Below are 19,957 nucleotides of genomic sequence, written 5' to 3'. Positions count from 1 at the left end.
GCATGGCAACCGGTCTCCCGTCCACGCTCCCCGGCAGTACGCCGACGATCCGTGAACTGCTGTCGACCGGTGAGCCGTCCTTCTCGTTCGAGTTCTTCCCGCCGAAGACGCCCGAGGCCGAGGAGGTGCTGTGGCGCTCGATCCGTGAGATCGAGCAACTGCGCCCCACCTTCGTCTCGATCACGTACGGCGCCGGCGGCACGACTCGTGACGGCACCATCCGGGTCACCGAGCGGGTCGCCCAGGACACCTCGCTGACGCCGCTCGGGCACCTGACCTGCGTGTCGCACTCGCGCGACGAGCTGCGTTCGGTGATCGGCGCGTACGCCGGTGCCGGGGTGCGCAACGTGCTCGCTCTGCGGGGCGACCCGCCGGGCGGTCCGTCGCGGCCGTGGGTCGCGCATCCCGAGGGACTGAACCACGCGGTCGAGCTGGTCGAGCTGGTCCGCGAGCTCGGCGACTTCTGTGTCGGCGTCGCGGCCTTCCCCGACAAGCACCCGGAGGCGACGGACTTCGAGGCCGACGCCCAGGTGCTCGCGGCCAAGGCGGCGGCCGGGGCCGACTATGCGATCACCCAGATGTTCTTCGGCGCGGACGACTACTTCCGGCTGGTCGACCGGGCGACGGCGCTCGGCTGCGACATCCCGATCCTGCCGGGCGTCATGCCGGTGACGAACATCAAGCAGATCGAGCGGATGGCCGAGCTGACCGGGATGGCGTTGCCGAAGCTGGTCACCGACCGGCTGGAGGCGGTCGCGGACGATCCGGCCGCGGTCCGGGCCGTCGGCATCGAGGTCGCCAGCGAGCTGTCCGACAAGCTGCTCGCCGGTGGCGCGCCGGGGATCCACTTCATCACCTTGAACCGATCCACGGCGACGCGTCAGGTGTACCGCAACCTGCAGTCAGCTGTTCTTATACCTTCCCCGCCCCACCGCCCCGATCGGGTCTAAGCCCTATCCTGGGCCGATGGCTGACCCGTCCGATCTGCTGATCGACCGCACTCTGGTCCTGCTCCGGCATGCGAAAGCGGTGCCGCCCGAATCGATGCCCGACCTCGAGCGGCCACTCGCCGCCCGCGGCCAGGCGGATGCCGCCGCGGCCGGCCGGTATCTAGTTGCCCAAGGCATCGAAGCCGAGCTCGTCCTGTGCTCGCCGTCGATGCGGACCAGGGAGACCTGGCAGTACGCCGCCGAGGCCGGCGCGATCGCCACCGACATCTGGTACGACCGGCGGATCTACAGCGCCGGTACGGAGGAGCTACTCGAGGTCATCCACGACGTACCGGCCGACCTCCGGACGGTGGTCATCGTCGGCCATGCGCCGGGCATCCCGTGGCTCGCGGACGAGCTGGCCCTCGACGGCACCAGCCCGAACCGCGTCGAACTCACCCAGAAATACCCGACGTCAGGCCTGACAGTCCTCCACCACACCAGCCGCTGGGCCGACCTCACCCCAGACGACGCCGACCTGGTCGACTACGTCATCCCTCGCGGCTAGCCCCAAAGCCAGACCAATGCGCGGACGGCTGCGCACGCACCCCGCGGCCCCGACACCCCGACACGCCGAGCGAAGCGTTTGCTGCCCGGAGAGGGTATGCGCGGGCATCCGGTCCCTCCCCGCCGGGGGCCCTCACGCATCTCGCCGGCGCCACCCCCTTCGGCGTGACGCCCGGCAGAGTGGTGTACGAGGTCTCGTGTCTGCCATTTCGGTCCGCGCCAGCCCGACAGCACCTGATCATTCGCCCCCTCTTGCCCCGCTCCGGGCACCTTGTGCACCGGTCAGGCGCCCTAGCCGCCGAACGCCGCCCGGCCCGTGCCCACGGTCGATCACCCCTGGCCGGATGGGGAGGGAAATGTCCCCGGACGGGGGCAAAATCCTCCGCGGGTCCAGCGAAAATCCTCCCCAACCGGCGACTCGGGCGAAAAGGGGGCGAATGATCACAGGGGGTGGCGCGGGATCGCAGGCATGGTGAGGATCGGGGTCGGCTGCCATCTCGTACATCATGCTGGACGCCGCTCGCCATCCACCCCGATTAACCGGCCTTGCGGCTAGACCTGGTCAGGAGACGCGGGCGGCAGCCAGTTGGTCGTGCTGTTGATGGTGATCATCCGCTGAGTGGCTCGGGTCAGGACTACGTACAGGGCTCGGACGCCGCCCAATGTGTCGCTGACGATTCGGTCGGGCTCGACGACTATTACGGCGTCGTACTCGAGGCCCTTGGAGTCCAGTGGGCTCAGGGCCACCACGCGGGCGTCACCGAGCTCTGCGAGCACCGAGTCGATCGCGGGACGGAGCTTGGGCGGGACGATGACTCCGACGGTGCCCTCGACCAGCTGGAGTAGCTCGCCGGCCGCGTCGGCAGCTGCCTCGGCCACCTTGCCCGCGTCGAACGTCCGGTGCTCCGGCTCCACGCCAGTACGGCGTACTGCGTTCGGCAGGTCGGCGTCTGGGATCTGCTGACGGATCACCTGGCCGGCGAAGGCGTAGATCTCCGCCGAGTTCCGGTAGTTCGTCGAGAGCCGGAAGGTGTGCCGCTGCAGGTGCGACAGCATCGAGTCCATCGCAGCGCGAGCCTCGGCCGGGTCGGGCCAGGAACTCTGGGCAGGGTCGCCCACGATCGTCCAGCTGGCCTGCGGGCCGCGGCGCGTCACCATGCGCCACTGCATGGGGGAGAGGTCCTGCGCCTCGTCCACCAGCACGTGGGCGTACTCGTCGGGCTCGTCGGCGTCTGCCGCTGCTGCTGCGCGTGCACGCCGCTCTGACGTGGTCAGTACTTCGTTGACCCCGTCCGAGAGCCCCTCAAGCCAGTCGAACTCCTCGTCCTTGCCCGCCTCGACCACAGGCGCCCTGCCGAGCACTGTGCTCAACTCGTCGAGCAGTGCGACGTCCGCGATGGTGAACTCTCGCGTACTGCGTACTGCAGCCGACAGCTTGTCGATCTCAGCCGGACTGAAGTCTCCACGGGCCCAGCGTTGGGCACGGCGGGAGTCGCCCAGCCAGCGCAGTACGGCGCCGGGCGTGAGTACTGGCCACCAGGCAGCGTAGAACGACTTGTAGGCGGGCAGATCCGTGACGATGTCGCCGAACGACTCGCGGTCGCCGTAGACGCCGTTGCGGAGGTCGTCGGGGAACCGCTGCCACAGTGCCGCCACCAGGCCCTTGCGGGCTTCGGAACCGGCCCGGTTGCGCGGCGTACGGCGCAGTGCGTTGCGGCGTATGTTGTCGAGCTGGTTCGCGTCCAGCTCGACAGTCGCGCCGTTGACGAACACTCGCAGGCTCGTCGGCGCATCGGGCACCCGATCGCGTGCTGCCCGCGAGAGCAGGCCACGCATCCGCAGGGAGCCCTTGATCGCGGCAACGTCAGCCTCGTCGACAGCAGTCGCCCGTACGCCGTCGACGAGCTCGCCGACGGCCCTTAGCGACACGGTGTTCTCACCGAGGCTCGGGAGGACCCGCTCGATGTAGGCCATGAATGCGGCCGACGGGCCGACCACCAGGACGCCGCCGCGCTCGAACCGCCTGCGGTCGGAGTACAGGAGGTATGCCGCACGATGCAGCGCCACGACCGTCTTGCCGGTGCCGGGGCCGCCGCCGATGACGGTGACGCCACGGGCAGGTGCCCGGATCGCCTCGTCCTGCTCGGCCTGGATGGTGGCGACGATGTCGCGCATCGTGTGACCGCGAGCCCGGGACAGGGACGCCATCAGGGCGCCTTCGCCGAGTACCGGCAGGTCGGCGGGAGCGCGCTCGGGCGCTAGCAAGTCGTCTTCGAGGCCGGCGATCCGCGGGCCCTTGTTGCGCAGTACGCGCCGCCGGACGACCTTCAGCCGGTCGGTCGCAGTGGCGCGGTAGAACGGCTCGGCGGCCGGGGCGCGCCAGTCGATCACCAGCGGCTCGTACTCGGAGTCGCGGACGCCGATCCGGCCGACGTACAGCTTCTCCAGGCCCGCTGCGGAAGCGGCGACGTCGGTGTCGTCGCCCTGGTCCGAGTCGAGCCGGCCGAAGACCAGGCCTTCGTGCTCGGCGTCCAGCTCGGCGATCCTGCGCGCCGCGGCGAACACCAGCACATCGCGCTCGTAGAGGCCGGTCTGCTCCTCGTCGCGGACGCGGCCGACGTTCTGGGCCTGACCGCGCTGGTGCCCTTCGACCGCGATCCGGGACGCTGACCGGGCGGCTTCGGCGACCCGGGTGTAGACCCGGTCGACGTGCTGCTGTTCGGCCTCGAGCTCAGTGCGCTCGACGTTCTCCAGGTCGGTCGACGTGGGGGATTGATCCACCGGGGTCCTCTCTACTGCCGGGCCTGCTCATCATCGAGTCGGCCCCGACACGGAACACATGAACGATCAATCTTAGTGCGCCGCGATCAAGCCTTGCCGACGGCGTCCGCCACGACGGCCGCGCCGAGGGTCGTCGCCGGTACTCCGACACCGGGATGCGCGCCCGCGCCAACGCAGTACAGGCCCTTGATGGGGGAGATGTTGGCTGCCCGCCGCTTGGCTGTCTTGTAGCCCTCCCAGGCCACTCCGGCCCACCACGAGGGAGAGGTCTGCCGGGAGACGACCTTGTCCCGGATGTGCAGGCCTCGAGCCACCAGTAGGTCCAGTACGTCGTCAGTGGGGTAGCCGTGGACCAGTACTGACCACGCCTGGTGTCCGGCCGGTGCCTGTCCGCCCGTGCGGACCACTACCGTCGGACTGCCGTGCAGCACGGTCTCGAACGGCAGCGACTCCAGCGGCTCTCGCAAGCCGAGGTGAACCACGTACGCGGCCTGGGCCTGGTGTGTGGAGAGGACGTTGCGGCGGACCTTCTTGGCCTGTGGATCGGTGACCAGCTGCCCGTAGAGGTCCCGTGGGTCGATGTCACTGACCACTATCTCGGCCGGCAGCGTCTTGCCGTCCGCCAGCCGGACACCCGTCACCTGGCCGTGGGCCGTGTCCACTCCGACGACCTCTGTGCTGGTGTGGATGTCGATCTTGCGCTCGCTCGCCCGCTGCGCCAGGGCATCGGCCAGTACTCCGAACCCGCCCTGGATGGTCCACCGGCCGAACGTGCGCTCCAGGTAGGCCCACACCCCGACGTAGCCGGGAGTGAGCTTCGGGTCAGAGCCGTGCTGGGTCGCGTAGTACCGCAGTACTGCGCGCGCCCGGTCGTCGTCGAGGCTGCGCTGCGCGGTGCGCTCGAGCGACTGCCACGGCTTGAGGCCGCGGATCGCGGAGAGCGGCAGCTTGTCCATCAACGGCGGCTCCAGCGAGGACTTGCGCAGGATCTGCCAGGTCTCGCCGTACTTGTCGACCAGAGCCGTCCACTGCTGCGCCGTCTTGTCGTCGGCGAGGTGTGTCCAGGCTTCGAGCTGCGAGGCGCGATCCCCGACCGGCAGGTCGAGCACTGAGCCGTCACCGAACAGGTGGCGCCGCGGCTCGGTGATCGGCTCCAGCTGGGCCAGGCTCTCGATCGGCCGGCCGCTCTTGCGGAACAGGTCGCGCAGGGCGGCCGGCAGCGTAGTACTGGCTGCTCCTGCGTCCCAGCTGAAGCCGTCGGCCTCGATCCGGCCGAGGGCACCGCCCAGGCGGTCGTCCTTCTCGCAGATCGTGACTTGGTGGCCGAGCTTGGCCAGCCGTACGGCGGTGGCGAGACCGGCCAGTCCGGCCCCGATGACGATCACGCGGGCCATCAGACTGCACTGCTCCCAGTTGCTGGATTGCTTCGTTTCTCGCGCCAGGCCTGGAACCTGGCGAATCCCCGGCGGATCGCGCGGAACGCGAAGTACACGGAGATCAGCCCGATCAGCAGCAGGATCGCGGCGATGATCAGGGCGGCCGTGGGGTGGAACGCGGCCAGCGTCACGACCCCGGCGACGGCGACGTCCTCGCCGGAGGAGGCCGCGATGTTGGTAACGGGCTCGGGCGAGGTGTTGATCGCGAGCCGCAGACTCGACTTCACCAGGTGTGAGACCAGGGCGACCACGCCGCCGGTGGTGGCGATCACCGCCTGGTTCAGGGTGCTCGCCTCGCCGGACAGCAGCGCGGCGAGGATCGCGCCGACGGTCGGCCGGATCACCGTGGAGATCGCGTCCCAGGCCGAGTCGATGTACGGGATCTTGTCGGCGACGAACTCGAAGGCGAACAGGGCGCCGGCCGCGATCAGGACGGCGTTGCCGGTGAGGGAGTCCGGGATCTCGTCGACGTCCGCGAAACGGCCGAGCAGTCCGAGGATCAGCACGCACGCATAGGCGTTGATACCGCTCGCCCAGCCCGTCGTGAACGCCAACGGCAACGCTTCCATCGCCTTGCTCCGTAACCCTGTGTCGTTACCCCATGGGGACCTCACTTGCCGTCAGAATCGAACCTTCTGACTCCAAGTTTGGTTAACCGTTGACATCCGGATCTCCGCGACCCAAAGTGAACAGGCTGCCGGTCTGCGTGACCGGTATCCCCTCAGGTTCAGGGAGAACAACATGCGTCGTCGTCCGAAGATTCTCGCCGCACTGGTAGCGGTTGCGCTGCCCATAACCGTGACCGGCGTGTCGTCAGGTGGTGAACACGCGGCGACCGCTGCCACGCCGGGCCCCGCGTCTACTGCCGCCGCTGAGGCATTCCGCTCCGCCGCTGCCCAGTACGGCGTACCGGAGTCCGTGTTGATGGCTGTGTCCTATGCCGAGACCCGGTGGGACGACCACCAGGGCAAGTCGAGCACGTCGGGCGGCTTCGGGCCGATGCACCTGACGGCTGTCGCTGCCGGCACGCTGGTGGACCGCTCCACTGGCCAGAAGCTGGCCAAGCCCGACTCGCTGCGGACGTTGTACAAGGCATCGGACCTGACCGGCCTCGACCCCGTTGCCCTGCGCAATGACACAGCTGCCAACATCGCCGGCGGCGCTGCGCTACTGGCTTCCTATCAGCGGTCACTGAACCTGCCTGTGGGTGCCGCGACCTCTCCCGCTTCCTGGTACGGCGCAGTGAGCACGTACGCCGGAGCAGCGGACCGTACTAGCGCCTCTGCCTTTGCCGACGATGTCTACGCGATCCTGGCTCGCGGCGCAGCCCGTACTACGAACACTGGCCAGCAACTCGTCATGCCGCCGCTGAAGGTGACGCCGGACAAGTCTCAGCTGGCCAAGACCGCACTGCCAGCCGGCCGAGCTGCTGCGGCCGCTGATGCCGTCCAGTGCCCGGCTTCGCTCGCTTGTGAGTCGCTGCCGGCGCCGTACGAGAGCACCGGCACCACGCCCGGGGACTACGGCAACCATGACCTCGCGAACCGGCCCAAGACGGGCAAGATCGACTACATCGTCATCCACGACACCGAGGGCGGTTGGCAAGGCACGCTGAACCTGGTGCAGGACCCGAACTACGTGTCCTGGCAGTACACGATGCGCTCGTCCGACGGCCACGTCTGGCAGCACGTGAACTCCAAGGACGTCGCCTGGCACGCGGGCAACTGGTACGTGAACATGCACAGCGTCGGGATCGAGCACGAGGGCTTCGCCGCCCAGGGCGCGACCTGGTACACCGAGGCGCTCTACCGCAACTCGGCCAAGCTGGTCCGCTACCTCGCCCAGAAGAACGACATCCCGCTCGATCGGGCGCACATCATCGGCCACGACCAGGTGCCCGGCACCATCCCGGCGAACGTGAAGGGGATGCACTGGGATCCGGGACCGTACTGGGACTGGGAGCGCTACTTCGACCTGTTGGGCGCGCCGATCTACGGGCACAGCGTGTTCCCGGTGAAGGCCGGCACGATCGTCACGGTGAAGCCGGGCTTCGCCGACAACATGCAGGTCATCACCAACTGCAGCGGCGCCGGGACGACCTGCACGCCGCAGGGCTCGAACTTCGTCTACCTCCGGCAGGCTCCGGACGACGCCGCTCCGCTGGTCAAGGACCTGGGGCTCCGGCCGAACGGCGCCGACAGCACCACGCAGGTCTCGGACATCGGTGCGCGGGCGGCCGCTGGTTCGAAGTACGTGGTGGCTGAGCGCTCGGGCGACTGGGTGGCTGTCTGGTGGCTGGGCGCGAAGGCTTGGTTCAAGAGCCCTGCCGGTGCTCCTGACGCGTTTGCCAAGCCGGGCCTCGTGGTGAAGCCGAAGGCGGGCAAGACGTCGGTGCCGGTCTACGGACGGGCCTACCCCGAGCAGGCCGCTTACCCGGCGGGCATTCCGTATCAGACCGTGACGCCGCTGCAGTACTCGATCGGCACGGGCCAGGCCTACCCGGTCGGCGACGCGGACATCGAAACGGACTACTACCGCGCCGTCATGTTCGCCGGCCAGCCACCGACGGACCACGTGCAGGTACTCGGCAAGGACCGCTACTACCAGATCTGGTTCGGCCACCGGATGGCCTACGTCCGCGCGGCTGACGTCGACCTGAAGCTAGCCCACTAACCGCGCCCTTCAACGAAGCCGTCCAGTGTGTCTGCTGGACGGCTTCGTTGCTTCAGGTGTGCCGTTGGGTGAGGCGCACCCGTACTTGCTCGCCCGCCTGGCTCTTGCCGATCTGCTGGCAGATGGCGGCACGCACTGGCAACCAGTGCGGCCCGTTGCCTGAAGGCATCAAAGTGGCGTCGAACGACTGGCCCTCGATCGTCCCACTCACCTTCACCGCTCGTCTGGTCCCCAGCAACTCGGCCGAACCGGGCACCGTGAGGAAGGTGGCGAAGGCCCCGTCCTTCTCCAGTACCGCGGTGAACTCGTGGTCGAGCGGTCCCTGCTCCGTAGCCATCTGCGGGCTCCCATCCGTCGGCTGCCGAGCCGCTGTCGGCCCAGTCACCAGATGAGACTCCCGCTCGGCGCCGGACTCATCGGTCCGGCTTCTTTTAGTTGACGGTGACCGGCGTTCCGTTGGTCAGCTTGAGGAGTTCGGCGTACGTGGTCGGGAAGACGGAGTGCGGAATGCCGGCGGCCGCCCAGACCACGGCGTACTGGTCGAGAGTGGTGTCGACCAGTGTTTGCACCGGGTGCGGATGACCGACCGGTGCGACGCCGCCGATCGACTGGCCGGTGTGCTCCTTCACGAACTCCGGCGTCGCCCGGCGGAGCTTGCCGATGCCCAGCTCGGTGGCGACCTTCGCGGTGTCCACCCGATGGGCGCCGGACGTCAGGATCAGCACGGGGGAGCCGTCGCCGTCGAAGATCAGGCTGTTCGCGATCGCGCCGACCTCGCAGCCGAGCTCGGCGGCAGCGGCGGCCGCCGTCGGTACCGCGTCGTCGAGGATCTTGATCTCACCGGTGGCGCCGGCCGCCGCCAGAGCGTCGGCGACCCGCTGGACATTGGGATGAGTACTCACGGGCGAACCCTACTTCTGGTAGATGCTGATCAGTTAAGTACGGGCGTGGTTCCGGATCGACAGGCTCGGTCAGCTTCAGCGCGTTGTACCTGACCGCGACCTTCCGGTACGCCGTCGTCAGCGCGTACCCGCGGTACTGCGCAGGCAGGCCCTGGTCGATCGCCCTGGTGACGTGGTCGACCTCGTGGGCGTCAGGGCCGGCCGGCCACATCTGGTTCTGTCAGGCGAGCGCGGCGGCGCCGAAGGAGACGTTGAAGCGGTCGCACCAGATCGAGACGCTGCGGAGGATGGCCGGGTCGACGTCCGGCGGGATCGCGTAGTTCTGGTTGCCCTCGTTTCCTTTGAGGTTGCCGAGGTTGCGGTACTTGCCGTCGTCGAAGGTGTGCCAGCCGGCCTTGCCCGCGACGACCTTGGCGTCGCTGAGCCAGACCTTGAGGTCGGGGCCGTCGGAGGTGCGGAGGCCTTCCAGGCGGAGTACCCGGGAGCCGTCGGCGAGCTGGAGGATCGACGCGGTGCCTTCGGTGTCGTGCTCATGGGTGATGAAGCGGCCGGTGGCCAGCCGCTGAGGGCCGGCGGCCGGGGTCACTGGTGGGGTCACGGGTGGGGTCACGGTTGGGGTCTTCGCGGTGGGCCGGGTGCCATCGCCGGAAATTGTCGGTGCCGCCGAAGAGGATGTGGTCATGGAGATCGGATCGGCGCCAGGCAGCGCTTCGTCGACCACCTTGCCGGTGAAGAGCCGCCAGGGCTGGAAGAGCGGCAGCGCGACGGCTGTGACCACGACGGCGGCCGCCGCCGTGGCGGCGATCAGGGTGCGGCGGCGGATTCTCGGCATCGGTCGTCTCCAGTCCGTCGTCCGGCCGGTCCGGGCGACGAATTCAGTCTGGACCTCCGAGTCCGCGCCGCGGGCCGCCCGGCGATTACGGCCCGTTGACGATTGTCGGCGGGCAGGGTTACCCTTCCAGTGTTCGAACAGATGTTCGATTGCCGCAGCGCCGGACTCGTCGGGAGGCCGGGCGCGGGCGATCGGAGCAACTGAAGGACTCCGGTGCGGAGTTGCGGCCGCATCGGAAACCGGTGGTCCCGGTGGGCCGGGCGCCGAGGTGGACCTCGACCCCCACCTGGCGCCCACCCACCGGGCCGCTGACCAGGGGAAGAAGTTCGCACACAGGAGGCGATGCAGCATGTGGGAGTTCGACGAAGCCGTTGAGGTGCGTTCAGGCGACGTGGACGGCATCGAGACTCCACAGCAGTTCCTGTGGCGTGGGCGGTTGTGGCGGGTCTGCTCGGTCGAAGCCCAGTGGGTGGAGACGGCGGCCTGGTGGGAGCGCGGCGTGATCGGTTCCGGCGTCGGCGCGGCGGCAGCGACGGCCGTCGCGGGATCATCCGCGGCCGTCGGTGTGTTGGATGCAGATTGGGGGCCGCAGCGGGCGGTCTACCGAGTGGAGGCGGGGTGCGGCCGGCACGGCCGGCGGGAGATGTTCGATCTCGCGCACGACCCGGACTCCGGACGCTGGCAACTGGAGAGGGTGACGGACCGATGACAGTTTCACCGGTTTCACCGGCGGCCGCTGGTTCGGCCAGCCGCGATCTTTCCCGGGCTCGTACCGCGCTCACCGAGGCGTACGAGGCCGACGACCACCTGCTCCGCTACTCGAGCGCCCACGTGGCCGCCCTCCGAGTCGCCGCCGCGGTGCTCGCCGTCCGAGCCCGCCCGGTCCGCTCAGGTGCGCGCCGCCGGGTCCAGCGCAACGCGTGGGTGCTGTTGTCCGAGGTAGCCCCCGAGTTCGGCGAATGGGCCACTTACTTCGCCGCGGGCGCCGCCCAACGCGCCGCCGCCGAAGCAGGCCTGGAGCGAGCCGTCACTCCCCGCGAGGCCGACGACCTGGTGCAAGCCGTCGAAACCTTCTACGCCCTGGTCGAATCCAGCCTCCACCTCACCACCCAGCCCGTCCTCCCCAGATCCACCGACCCCCAATCAGTCCTAGCCCAACCCTGGATGCAGGCAAGCTAACCCAGCCTCCACACCCACCGAGCGCCCGCAGCCCCGATCTGCGGGCGCTCACCCATGCGTCGCGTCGGCCAGGTCACCCAGCGCGCTCTGAGTCGCACCACCCGCGACAGGGCAACGACAGCGAGAGGACAGAGCGAACTGCAACTGTTGCGCCAGGCCAACGAAAAGGAGTACCAGTATGAGCAACAGCGCAACGCAGCTCGTCGAACGAGTCGCGGATGCCTTCCTGGATCGGTTCGTGCCGAAGGCCGACGTTAGCGCCGGATGTCCTCCCGACCCGTACTACAAATACTGCTTCTGCGATGCCAAGGTCGAGTACTGGCGGTACGTCTACACGAGGCCCGACTGTTCCATCAGCTACGGGTCTTGCGGCTTCTACAAGTACTGCTGAGGTCAGTAGTGGAACTTCTCAGCGCCGCCGTCGTCATGATCGGCCTGCTGGCAGCTCTGAATCTTGTACTGACGATCGGCGTCATCCGGCGTCTGCGGGTCCACACGGAGCAACTGACGGCATCGCTCGGCGGGATCGGCTCACCCGAGTTGATCCTGCCCGCGGGTTCCGCGGTCGGAGAGTTCGCTGCTACCGCCGAGTCTGGACGCGTCATCAACCTCGAGGAGCCAACAGGGCTACGCCTGATCGGGTTCTTCTCCGCGAACTGCGGTGCCTGCGAGGAGAGGCTGCCGCAGTTCACCGAGCATGCGGCGACCTTCCCCGGCTCGGTTCTCGCCGTCGCGGTTGGCGCGGGCTTCGCTACAGATCGGCTGGTCGAGGCGCTGAGCGAGGTTGGCGAGGTGATCGTCGAGGAGAAAGGGGGCCCGATGCACGAAGCCCTCGATGTCAGCGGTTACCCGGCGCTGGCTCTGGTCGACGCGGCCGGCAAGGTCGTTGCCAGCGGGTGGGACCTTTCGGCCATCCGGCCCAAGGCTGAAGCTGTCGCTGGATCGTGAGACAACTGTTCGGCTCACTGCGGGCGGCCGCAGCAATGACCTGGAAAGCGGCGCCGGCTTCGGTGGTCTGCTTGGTGGTCTCATCCGGAATCGCAGCGGTGCTGCCGGTGATCGCCGCGTGGTTGACGAAGACCCTGATCGACCGGTTGGTCGATCAGGGTCATTGGTCCGAACTGGTCTGGCTGATCGCCGGCCTGGCACTGGCTGGGCTGACGGTTGGCATCGCACCGGTGCTCGGCAAGATAGTGCAAGCCTCGGTCGATCGCAGACTGAGGCTTGCTGCCATGGATGCGTTGTACCTCGCAACCAATCGGATCACCGGACTTGGCCGGCTGGAAGATCCGCGGTTCCGTGACCAGCTCCGGATGGCGCAGGGCGCCGCGCCCGGAGCGTTGGTGGCCGATGCCATCGGAGTAGGTCAAGCAGTCATCACCGCGGGCGGTTTCCTCGCCGCTCTGGTGTTCATCGACACCTCGTTGGCGGTCCTGGTGCTGGCAGCCGCGGCACCAGGCTTGTTGGCCCAGCTCCGTCTGAACCGCGAGCATGTCGCGATGCTTTGGCACCTGGCTCCCACCGATCGTCGCGAGATGTTCTATGCACACCTGCTCACCAGTCTCGAGGCCGCCAAGGAGATCCGGTTGCTCGGCACCGGCGAACTGTTCCGTCGCCGGATGCTGAGCGAACTCGACACGGGTAACCGCAGGAGAGCGGCGCAGGATCGCCGGGAAGGCCGGATCCATGGCCTTCTGGTCTGTCTGGCGGCCTGTGTCGCGACGGCTGCGTTGGCCTGGGCGGTGTGGTTGGTGACCAAAGGGCGGCTCACAGTGGGCGACCTCTCTGTACTGGTCGCGTCGGTAGCCGGGGTTCAGAGCGCGATCCAGGCTGCTGTGAATCACGTCGGGACGGCGCATCGGGCGTTGGTGGTCTTCCAGACCTTTCTGGACCTCACGGCGGTGTCACCGGATTCGGAGCCCATCAGCCTGGCGCCGGTTCCGCCGCTTGCCGAGGGTATTCAGCTGACCGATGTCTGGTTCCGTTACGGTGCGGACGAGCCCTGGATTCTCAAGGGCCTGAATCTGACCGTGCCATCCGGAGCGACCGTCGCGCTGGTTGGTCTGAACGGCGCCGGGAAGTCCACCCTGGTCAAGCTTCTGTGCCGATTCCACGAGCCGAGCCTCGGCAGTATCTGCTGGGACGGACGCCCGCTGCAGGAGTTGCCGGTCGAGCAGTTGCGAGCACGGATCGGCGCGGTCTTCCAGGACTACATGACCTACGATCTCAGCGTGCTGGAGAATATCGGCATCGGCGATGTCGGCCGGCTCGACGATTCCCCGGCGATCGCCGCCGCAGCGGTCCGCGCAGGCGTTCACGAGACGGTCGGCCAGCTGAAGTACGGCTACGACACGCTGCTGTCCAAGGCCTTTCTGGATATCTCCGCCGACGGCAGCCGCAGTGGCGTACTCCTGTCCGGCGGCCAATGGCAGCGAATCGCACTGGCCCGTGCCTTCATGCGCGATCGCCGGGACCTGATGATCCTCGATGAGCCCAGCTCCGGCCTCGACGCCGAAGCGGAGTACGAGATCCACTCCCGGCTTCGCCAGCAGCGTGAGCATTCGACCAGCCTCCTGATCTCCCATCGCCTCAGTACTGTTCGTGATGCCGATCTCATCGTCGTGCTGGACGACGGCGTGGTGGGTGAGCAGGGGACTCATGATGAGCTGATGAGGGCCGGCGGGCGGTATGCGGACCTGTTTCGGCTGCAGGCCTCGGGATACGAGCTGACGGATTCGGCCGGCCGATGACCATTGCCGCAGTCCTGCTCGCCGGCCTGTCTGTCGCCTTGCTGATCTGGCTGCGCCGCGCATTTCTCATCGTCACCGTCCGCGGCCACAGCATGGAACCGGCCTATTGGTCTGGAGACCGCCTGCTTGTGCGCAGGAGTGGGCTGAGCGCCGTCCGGCCTGGTGCTGTCGTCGTGGTCCAGTTGGAGGCTGACGGGAGCGCGACCGATCGAACGCGGCTGGTGAAACGCGCCGCCGCCGTTCCGGGGGATCCCGCACCGAGTTGGTTGTGGTCAGCCGGCGACAATCTGGTCCCGCCGGACCGGCTCGTCGTCCTCGGGGACAATGCTTCCCGCAGCCAGGACTCCCGCCAGCTGGGCTATCTTCCCGGCCGCGCGGTGGTCGGGATTGCCGTCCGACAGATGCCCGGAGCTCGAGATGACCGCCTTCACTAGTGCCGCGGCCGTGCTTCTCGGTCTCGTCTTCCTGACGTCGTCCAGCAGTAAGCTCCGAAGTCGCGAAAGCTTCCGCCGATTCAGGACCTCTGTACCTGCCTTCGGTATCCCCGCCGGGTACGCCCGGCGCGTCGCGTTACTTGTCACCGGCGCAGAGGTCGCCATCGTGGTGCTACTTGCTCTGGCGGGCCTGATCGGTTCGGCGCTTCCAGGGATCGGGGCGGCTGCGCTTCTGCTCGTGCCGCTCACGGTGGGGACTGTCCGTGCGGTTCTGCGAGACACCGGCGCGACCTGCCGCTGCTTCGGCGGGACTGACAGGAGAGTCTCCCGAAGACACTTTGTCCGCAACGGTCTGCTGTTGTTGATTGCCATCATCGGGCTGCTTACCGCGTTGCCGGGTGGCAGTCCCTCCACTGCGGGCTGGGCACTTGCCGCGTTCGCCGGCCTGATCGGCGGCGTCCTTCTGATCTTCCTCGACGAGATCATCGAGCTGTTCAGTTGATCGAACGCGCGCCGGTGAGGCCTCGCTACCGTGCGCGCTGGAATGAGGCTGTGAAATCCGTGGGGACCAGAAGGTTGTGGAACTCCGGACGGGACTCGGCGGCGGCCGGGGCGGACACCCGAAACCCCCGGGCGAGCCAGAAGGTGGTGAGCGTCAGCTGGAGCATGCCCAGCTGCGTCCCGACGCAGACGCGCGGGCCCGCACCGAAGGGCAGGTAGGAATGCCGTCGCGGGGTCCTCGTCGGATCGAGCCAGCGTTCCGGCAGTGCTTCGTTCGGCTCGGGCCACCAACGGGGGTCACGGTGGACCAGGTAGGGACTGAACATCACCTGGTCCTCCGCCCGCAGCGTCCACTCTCCCAGCGCGGTGGGGCGCATTGCGGTGCGACCCATCAGCCAAGTGGGCGGCCACAGACGCAGTACCTCCTTCACTACTGCCTCGGTCTGCGGCAACGCGGCGATCGGCGGGATGCCCGGACCGTTCCAGGTGGCTGCCTCGCTCGCGACCCGGTCCCAGAGATCGGGGCGGACCGCCAACGTCCAGATTGTCCACGTCATCGCCGCTGCCGGTACGCCGTACGCGGCCAGCAGGATTCCGCGGATCAGCCGCTGCACTTGGAGCTCGGTCAGGTCAGGCACCGCGAGCAGCACATCGAGGAGGTCGCGCGGCCCTTCGGGAGCGGGTTCGGCCGAGCGGCGGCGGATCCTGTCGGTAATGCTGTCGAGCGTCTGCTCCCGGGCCCGGCGGAAGCGTGCGATCTTCCTCGACGGCAGCCACTCTGGAAAGAGTTGTGAGCTGCCCGCCAGTGGCGCGAGTGCCGCCGTGTTCTCCTCCACGACCTCCGGTATGCCGACCGCGTCATGACCGAGGCAGAAGTCGGCGGTCGCCCGGCCCGAGAAGGACTTCATCATTGACAGAACGTCCACAGGACGGCCGAGTGACTCCTCGACCGTTTGCTCGAAGAGGGCTCCCAGGCGGGACGCATGCGCCTGGGTCGATGCGCGGTTGAGGCCGCGCCAGCCCGCCCGGCGGGCAGCCATCCACAGCCGGGCGTCCTCGGCGCTGCGCTCGGCATCGAACCGGCTCGCGACCGGCGAGCTCTCGCTGGAGAAGTCACCGTTCGTCCTCGCCAGGAGTTCGTGCACCAGATCGGGCTCGAACACCACGATCGTTCGGTCGTCGAAGGAGAAGACATCGCCGTACTCCGCGCGAGCGCGACGCAGGAATCCCATCCGGTCTTGGTCGTACTCGATCGTGTTGCCTACCAACGGGCGCCCCTTCGGCCCGGGGGGACGCAACCTCGTCTTGGCTTTCAACGAACTCTCCCTAGAGAAATCCGGGGCGGGCCGGACGGCCCGCCCCGTGCGAAGGTCAGTTCGAGATGTCCCAGTACCAGTAAAGGCCTCCCATGCGGGTGGTACCGAGCAGTCGAGCGGTGACGTGCCGGACGTAGGCCACGATGTTCCTCCAGTGGACGAGAGCCGAAGCTCGTTGAAAGATCCGGGAAATCATTGCCCCACTCAACCGGCCACGGCCACAGATCCAGGCCGTCTTTCACAGCTTGACAAACCCGGCGTCAGGCCCGGCGGGAAGTCCCTGTCGCTGCAGTTTGGATCCTGGCGTCACCGCGTGCGCCACCGTCTTCGCCACGAGGGCATTGGTCCACATCGGGGGAGAGCAGGGATGCCATCGTGATGATGACGAGTAGTAGGCCGCAGGCGAGCATTGCGGGGCGGGCGCCGGGGATGGCGACGGCTGGGCCGGCGAGCATCAGGCCGAGGGGTGACATCAGGAGTGAGCCGAGGGCGTCGTACGAACTGACGCGGGCGAGACGGACGTTTCCATCTCCACCGTGGCAGCCGACTAGGCGGAAACTTTTAGTCGCCAGGCGCAAATTAGTTTCCGCGAAGAGGGAGGGAAGGCTTCCCGCCCCCAGCGCTCGCCGAGTTCCCGCGCCCGGTGCCTCGGCGAAAACTGCTGTTGAGAGTGGGCGGGTGAGGACTACTCTCAGGCGGGTGAGTGTGTCCGTGCCGGTCCGCGTCGGCGAACTCCAGAGGTGGCTGGGTGATGACGCGGTGGTGGTTGGCGTCGGGCGGCGGGTGGCGTTGAGTGGTGGTGGGACGGCGCCTGTGGTTGAACGGGTTTCGGTGCGGTACGAACAGTCCGGGCGAGCCGACGAGATCGACGTGGTCGCCAAGCGGGCGATGCCTGGTGAGGTGGCTGCGCTGAGCAGCCTCGATCTCGTGGATCCGGTCTTCCCGCAGTTGATCGACTCCGGCACGGACGACGACGGCCCTTGGATTGTCGTGCCTTTCCAGCCGGGTGAGTCGATCGGCTGGATGACTGAGCCGCCGCCTGCTGTGTACGCCGCTCTCGCGCGCCTTCACCTGCGGCATCTCGGTCGTACTGACGAGCTGCCACCGCAGCTCCCGCGAGTCGATGAGCAGTTCCTTCGATCGACCTTCACCGGGTTTGCTCCGAGTTGCATCGCTCGCGCGGCTCGCCAGGCACCTCATCCTGTCCACGAGCGGGCACTCGGTCTGCTCGCGCGGTTTGCTGAGGATGAGCGGTTGCGGGTCGGCCTCGAGGTACTGCCGGTGACTCTTCTGCACGGCGATGTGTACGGCGACAACGTCATCGCGCCGTCCCCAGATCCAGCTGCGACCGCGGTTCCACAGTTGATCGACTGGGGGAGTGCTCGGGTTGGGCCGGCCATGCTGGACGTGATGATGGCTGGTGGACCGGCCGGTGTCGCGGCGTACAAGGAAGCGTGGGGTGTGGCGGCCGGCACGGCGATGGACGAGTGGCAAGCGGCGACTGGCGAGGCCTGGGCTACTGCTGTGAGCAATGCGATGTTCGTCGGCGCGACTGCTGAACGCTCGGCGGAGAGTGCGGTCGTCATGCTCGACGATGCCGAGGAAGCCATCGATCGCCTCGGCAGGCAACTCTCTGGCTACACGTGAAGCAACTCTCTAGCCACAGCTGAACGCCCTTGCGTGCATCCGAGCGGCGCGGAAACGGCGGTGGTGGTCAGGTCGGTGGGTGGCTGGCAAGTAGGGTGTGGCTCGGAGTGGTGTTGTAGTCGAGGAGGGCTTCAGGATGGTCGACCGACGTCGGCGCTCGGTGCGAACGGCGCTGGTCGCCGAGGTTCTGCGAGTGGCACTTGCGGGCCGGGCGCGTATCGATCCCGGAGCTGGCCTGGACATCGTCGACCTCGGCGGTGGTACCGGCGGATTCGCCGTACCGCTCGCTGTCGAAGGGCACCGCGTGACCGTGGTCGACCCCAGCCCGGACGCTCTCGCGTCGCTGGAGCGGCGGGCGGCTGACGAGGGTGTGAGCAAACTCGTCCGCGGCGTACAGGGTGATGCCGCCGAGCTTCACGAAATCGCGGGGGAGTCGAGTGCGGACGCGGTCCTCTGCCACGGCGTCCTCGAAGTGGTCGACGACCCGGTCCAAGCTCTGCAGGCGATGGGATCCGTACTGCGGCCTGGCGGCGTGCTGAGCCTGTTGGTTGCCCAGCGCAACGCCGTGGTGCTGGCGCGGGCGCTGGCCGGTCATCTCACCGAAGCACGCGTCGCGCTGCAGGATGCGCACGGACGCTGGGGACCGAACGACCCGATGCCGCGCCGGTTCGACGAGGCGGGCATCATCGCCCAGCTCGCAGAGGCCGGGTTCATGGTGCATACCGTGCACGGCGTACGTACGTTCGCTGATCTGGTCCCGGCCGCCTTCGTCGACTCCGAGCCGGGAGCTCCCGAAGCGCTGGCCGAGCTCGAACGAGCCGCCAGTCAGCACCCTGCGTTCCGGGCGTTGGCCCCGCAGCTCCACATCCTCGCCACCCGCTGATCGCCGCTGGATTTTCCCGGAGGGCCATGGGAACGGCTTTCCGGGCAGGGGTCGGTGGCTGCGAAGGAAGCCACGTCTCTGGGCGTGGTTACTCGGTGTGTCTGCCTGGTCCGCAAACGGGTGCGACACGCCGGGGAGTAGGCGGTCGGGACGGTGAAATCGGGTGCTTGGAGGGCAGTTACAGGGCGGAGTTGCCGGACCGTGACGCGCGGGACAGGCGGTCAGGGTTTCGTGGACCGCATGGTCGGCCTAGACTGGACTCGGCCTATCGAGATCGCGCTCACCATGGAGGGATCGACGGTGCCCCTCTCGGAAGAAGAGCAGCGCCAGTTCGAGCAGCTCGAACGCGCCCTCGCTGCGGAAGACCCGAAGTTTGTTTCCGCCATGCGAGGGACCAATGTGCGCTTGTACTACAAGCGCCGGGCAGTTCTAGCCGGCGTTGGATTTGTGCTGGGCATCGCGATATTGATGACCGGCGCGATCATCCCCAACACCATCATCGGAGTGATCGGCTTCGTCGTGATGGTCGCCTGCCTCTACATCGCGGCGCTGAGCATGAAGCGGATCAGCAACACCAGCGACAGCGACGACCTGCCGCCGCCTCCGCCGCAGTCCAAACGGCACCGGACCAAACACGACTCGTCCGGCAGCTTCATGGAGCGGATGGAAGACCGCTGGCGACGCCGCCGCGACGAAGACCTCTGAGCGCCTGACCCACCTCCGAACCACACCCGCGCCCCGCGCCGGGTGTGGTTCTGCATTACTCGCGTACTACGCGCGTTGTCGGCTGGCGGTGTGGCGACCACTGGGATGTCTGGCGGGGAGGGCTAGGCGACTAGGGGTGTCGGTAAGAACGCTGTCAGTGCGCCACGAGGCGCTGTTTGTCCGTACGGAGGTGAGAGACCGCCGTCGCTTCATCGTCGTAGCGGTGGGGTGAAGTTGGGGGCAGCCTGAGCCGGGGGTCGCCGGGAGGGNGGGAGCAGCCTCGACAAAGTCGGGTCGGCCTGGCACTGCCGGATGGGTCGGGCCCGGTGAACGAGACGGGAAGGTATACGTGAGGAACCGGTGCCGTTACGCCTCTTGATTTCTTGCCAGCTCGAACCCGGTGGATATGGGCTGGTCAGCGG

General features: G+C 67.8%; 20 protein-coding genes. 13 read left to right on the top strand and 7 right to left on the bottom strand.

Annotation, left to right across the window (positions count from 1 at the left end; genetic code table 11):
- The first annotated feature begins 2 nt into the window (after positions 1-2).
- Both metF and A3ES_RS0128880 read left to right on the top strand, forming a co-directional pair.
- Entirely contained in the window at positions 3-950 is a 948-nt protein-coding gene (gene metF, locus A3ES_RS0128885) for a methylenetetrahydrofolate reductase [NAD(P)H] (protein WP_020390331.1), read from the top strand.
- A gap of 16 nt (positions 951-966) precedes the next feature.
- Entirely contained in the window at positions 967-1,497 is a 531-nt protein-coding gene (locus A3ES_RS0128880; RefSeq protein ID WP_020390330.1) for a SixA phosphatase family protein, read from the top strand.
- 551 nt (positions 1,498-2,048) lie between these two features.
- Here A3ES_RS0128880 and A3ES_RS0128875 read toward each other — a convergent pair.
- From A3ES_RS0128875 to A3ES_RS0128865, 3 genes are all read right to left on the bottom strand, one after another.
- A complete protein-coding gene (locus tag A3ES_RS0128875; protein WP_020390329.1) occupies positions 2,049-4,277 on the bottom strand; it encodes a HelD family protein in 2,229 nt (742 codons plus the stop codon).
- 86 nt (positions 4,278-4,363) lie between these two features.
- Complete coding sequence (locus A3ES_RS0128870; protein WP_020390328.1) at positions 4,364-5,671, bottom strand: phytoene desaturase family protein; 1,308 nt, start codon at positions 5,669-5,671, stop codon at positions 4,364-4,366.
- Positions 5,671-6,282, bottom strand: a complete 612-nt coding sequence (locus A3ES_RS0128865) for a DUF4126 domain-containing protein (RefSeq protein WP_020390327.1) — start codon at positions 6,280-6,282, stop codon at positions 5,671-5,673. Before A3ES_RS0128865 ends, A3ES_RS0128870 begins: the two co-directional genes overlap by 1 nt.
- Before the next feature lie 172 nt (positions 6,283-6,454).
- On the opposite strand from A3ES_RS0128865, the gene A3ES_RS0128860 reads away from it, so the two are divergent.
- Positions 6,455-8,386, top strand: coding sequence for an N-acetylmuramoyl-L-alanine amidase (locus tag A3ES_RS0128860; protein WP_020390326.1), 1,932 nt, complete (start codon positions 6,455-6,457; stop codon positions 8,384-8,386).
- A 52-nt stretch (positions 8,387-8,438) separates the two neighbouring features.
- Here the strand turns inward: A3ES_RS0128860 and A3ES_RS0128855 are convergent, their stop codons facing one another.
- From A3ES_RS0128855 to A3ES_RS0128845, 3 genes are all read right to left on the bottom strand, one after another.
- On the bottom strand, positions 8,439-8,723 hold the full coding sequence (locus tag A3ES_RS0128855) for a DUF1905 domain-containing protein (RefSeq protein WP_020390325.1): 285 nt from the start codon (positions 8,721-8,723) through the stop codon (positions 8,439-8,441).
- Between the two features lie 94 nt (positions 8,724-8,817).
- A complete protein-coding gene (locus tag A3ES_RS0128850; RefSeq protein ID WP_020390324.1) occupies positions 8,818-9,288 on the bottom strand; it encodes a YbaK/EbsC family protein in 471 nt (156 codons plus the stop codon).
- Positions 9,289-9,508: 220 nt separating this feature from the next.
- Positions 9,509-10,120 (bottom strand): DM13 domain-containing protein, encoded by a 612-nt coding sequence (locus A3ES_RS0128845; RefSeq protein ID WP_020390323.1) that lies wholly within the window; start codon positions 10,118-10,120, stop codon positions 9,509-9,511.
- A 349-nt stretch (positions 10,121-10,469) separates the two neighbouring features.
- Between A3ES_RS0128845 and A3ES_RS0128840 the strand changes: the two genes are divergently transcribed.
- From A3ES_RS0128840 to A3ES_RS0128810, 7 genes are all read left to right on the top strand, one after another.
- Positions 10,470-10,829 carry a DUF6504 family protein gene (locus A3ES_RS0128840; RefSeq protein ID WP_020390322.1) on the top strand — a complete coding sequence of 120 codons (360 nt, stop codon included), beginning with the start codon at positions 10,470-10,472 and terminating at the stop codon, positions 10,827-10,829.
- Positions 10,826-11,299 carry an SAV_6107 family HEPN domain-containing protein gene (locus tag A3ES_RS0128835; protein ID WP_020390321.1) on the top strand — a complete coding sequence of 158 codons (474 nt, stop codon included), beginning with the start codon at positions 10,826-10,828 and terminating at the stop codon, positions 11,297-11,299. The genes A3ES_RS0128840 and A3ES_RS0128835 overlap by 4 nt, the downstream gene beginning before the upstream one ends.
- Before the next feature lie 178 nt (positions 11,300-11,477).
- Positions 11,478-11,690: a hypothetical protein gene (locus A3ES_RS0128830; RefSeq protein WP_020390320.1), complete on the top strand. Its 213-nt coding sequence runs from the start codon at positions 11,478-11,480 to the stop codon at positions 11,688-11,690.
- An 8-nt stretch (positions 11,691-11,698) separates the two neighbouring features.
- Complete coding sequence (locus tag A3ES_RS51665) at positions 11,699-12,247, top strand: TlpA family protein disulfide reductase (protein ID WP_020390319.1); 549 nt, start codon at positions 11,699-11,701, stop codon at positions 12,245-12,247.
- A complete protein-coding gene (locus tag A3ES_RS0128820) occupies positions 12,244-14,049 on the top strand; it encodes an ABC transporter ATP-binding protein (RefSeq protein WP_020390318.1) in 1,806 nt (601 codons plus the stop codon). Before A3ES_RS51665 ends, A3ES_RS0128820 begins: the two co-directional genes overlap by 4 nt.
- Entirely contained in the window at positions 14,046-14,483 is a 438-nt protein-coding gene (locus tag A3ES_RS0128815) for a S26 family signal peptidase (protein WP_020390317.1), read from the top strand. The genes A3ES_RS0128820 and A3ES_RS0128815 overlap by 4 nt, the downstream gene beginning before the upstream one ends.
- Positions 14,467-14,985, top strand: a complete 519-nt coding sequence (locus A3ES_RS0128810) for a MauE/DoxX family redox-associated membrane protein (protein ID WP_020390316.1) — start codon at positions 14,467-14,469, stop codon at positions 14,983-14,985. Before A3ES_RS0128815 ends, A3ES_RS0128810 begins: the two co-directional genes overlap by 17 nt.
- A 25-nt stretch (positions 14,986-15,010) precedes the next feature.
- On the opposite strand, the gene A3ES_RS0128805 is transcribed toward A3ES_RS0128810, so the two are convergent.
- Positions 15,011-16,282 carry a cytochrome P450 gene (locus A3ES_RS0128805; protein WP_026163296.1) on the bottom strand — a complete coding sequence of 424 codons (1,272 nt, stop codon included), beginning with the start codon at positions 16,280-16,282 and terminating at the stop codon, positions 15,011-15,013.
- Between the two features lie 717 nt (positions 16,283-16,999).
- On the opposite strand from A3ES_RS0128805, the gene A3ES_RS0128795 reads away from it, so the two are divergent.
- From A3ES_RS0128795 to A3ES_RS0128785, 3 genes are all read left to right on the top strand, one after another.
- Positions 17,000-17,947 carry an aminoglycoside phosphotransferase family protein gene (locus tag A3ES_RS0128795; RefSeq protein WP_157630795.1) on the top strand — a complete coding sequence of 316 codons (948 nt, stop codon included), beginning with the start codon at positions 17,000-17,002 and terminating at the stop codon, positions 17,945-17,947.
- Between the two features lie 136 nt (positions 17,948-18,083).
- Positions 18,084-18,830 carry a methyltransferase domain-containing protein gene (locus tag A3ES_RS0128790; protein WP_020390312.1) on the top strand — a complete coding sequence of 249 codons (747 nt, stop codon included), beginning with the start codon at positions 18,084-18,086 and terminating at the stop codon, positions 18,828-18,830.
- 240 nt (positions 18,831-19,070) lie between these two features.
- Positions 19,071-19,535 (top strand): DUF3040 domain-containing protein, encoded by a 465-nt coding sequence (locus A3ES_RS0128785; protein WP_237745083.1) that lies wholly within the window; start codon positions 19,071-19,073, stop codon positions 19,533-19,535.
- Positions 19,536-19,957 lie beyond the last annotated feature (422 nt).

The organism is Kribbella catacumbae DSM 19601 (assembly GCF_000372465.1).
GTDB lineage: Bacteria > Actinomycetota > Actinomycetes > Propionibacteriales > Kribbellaceae > Kribbella > Kribbella catacumbae.
The sequence above is the reverse complement of the archived record's forward strand: the minus strand, read 5'-3'. Positions and strand labels throughout refer to the sequence as shown.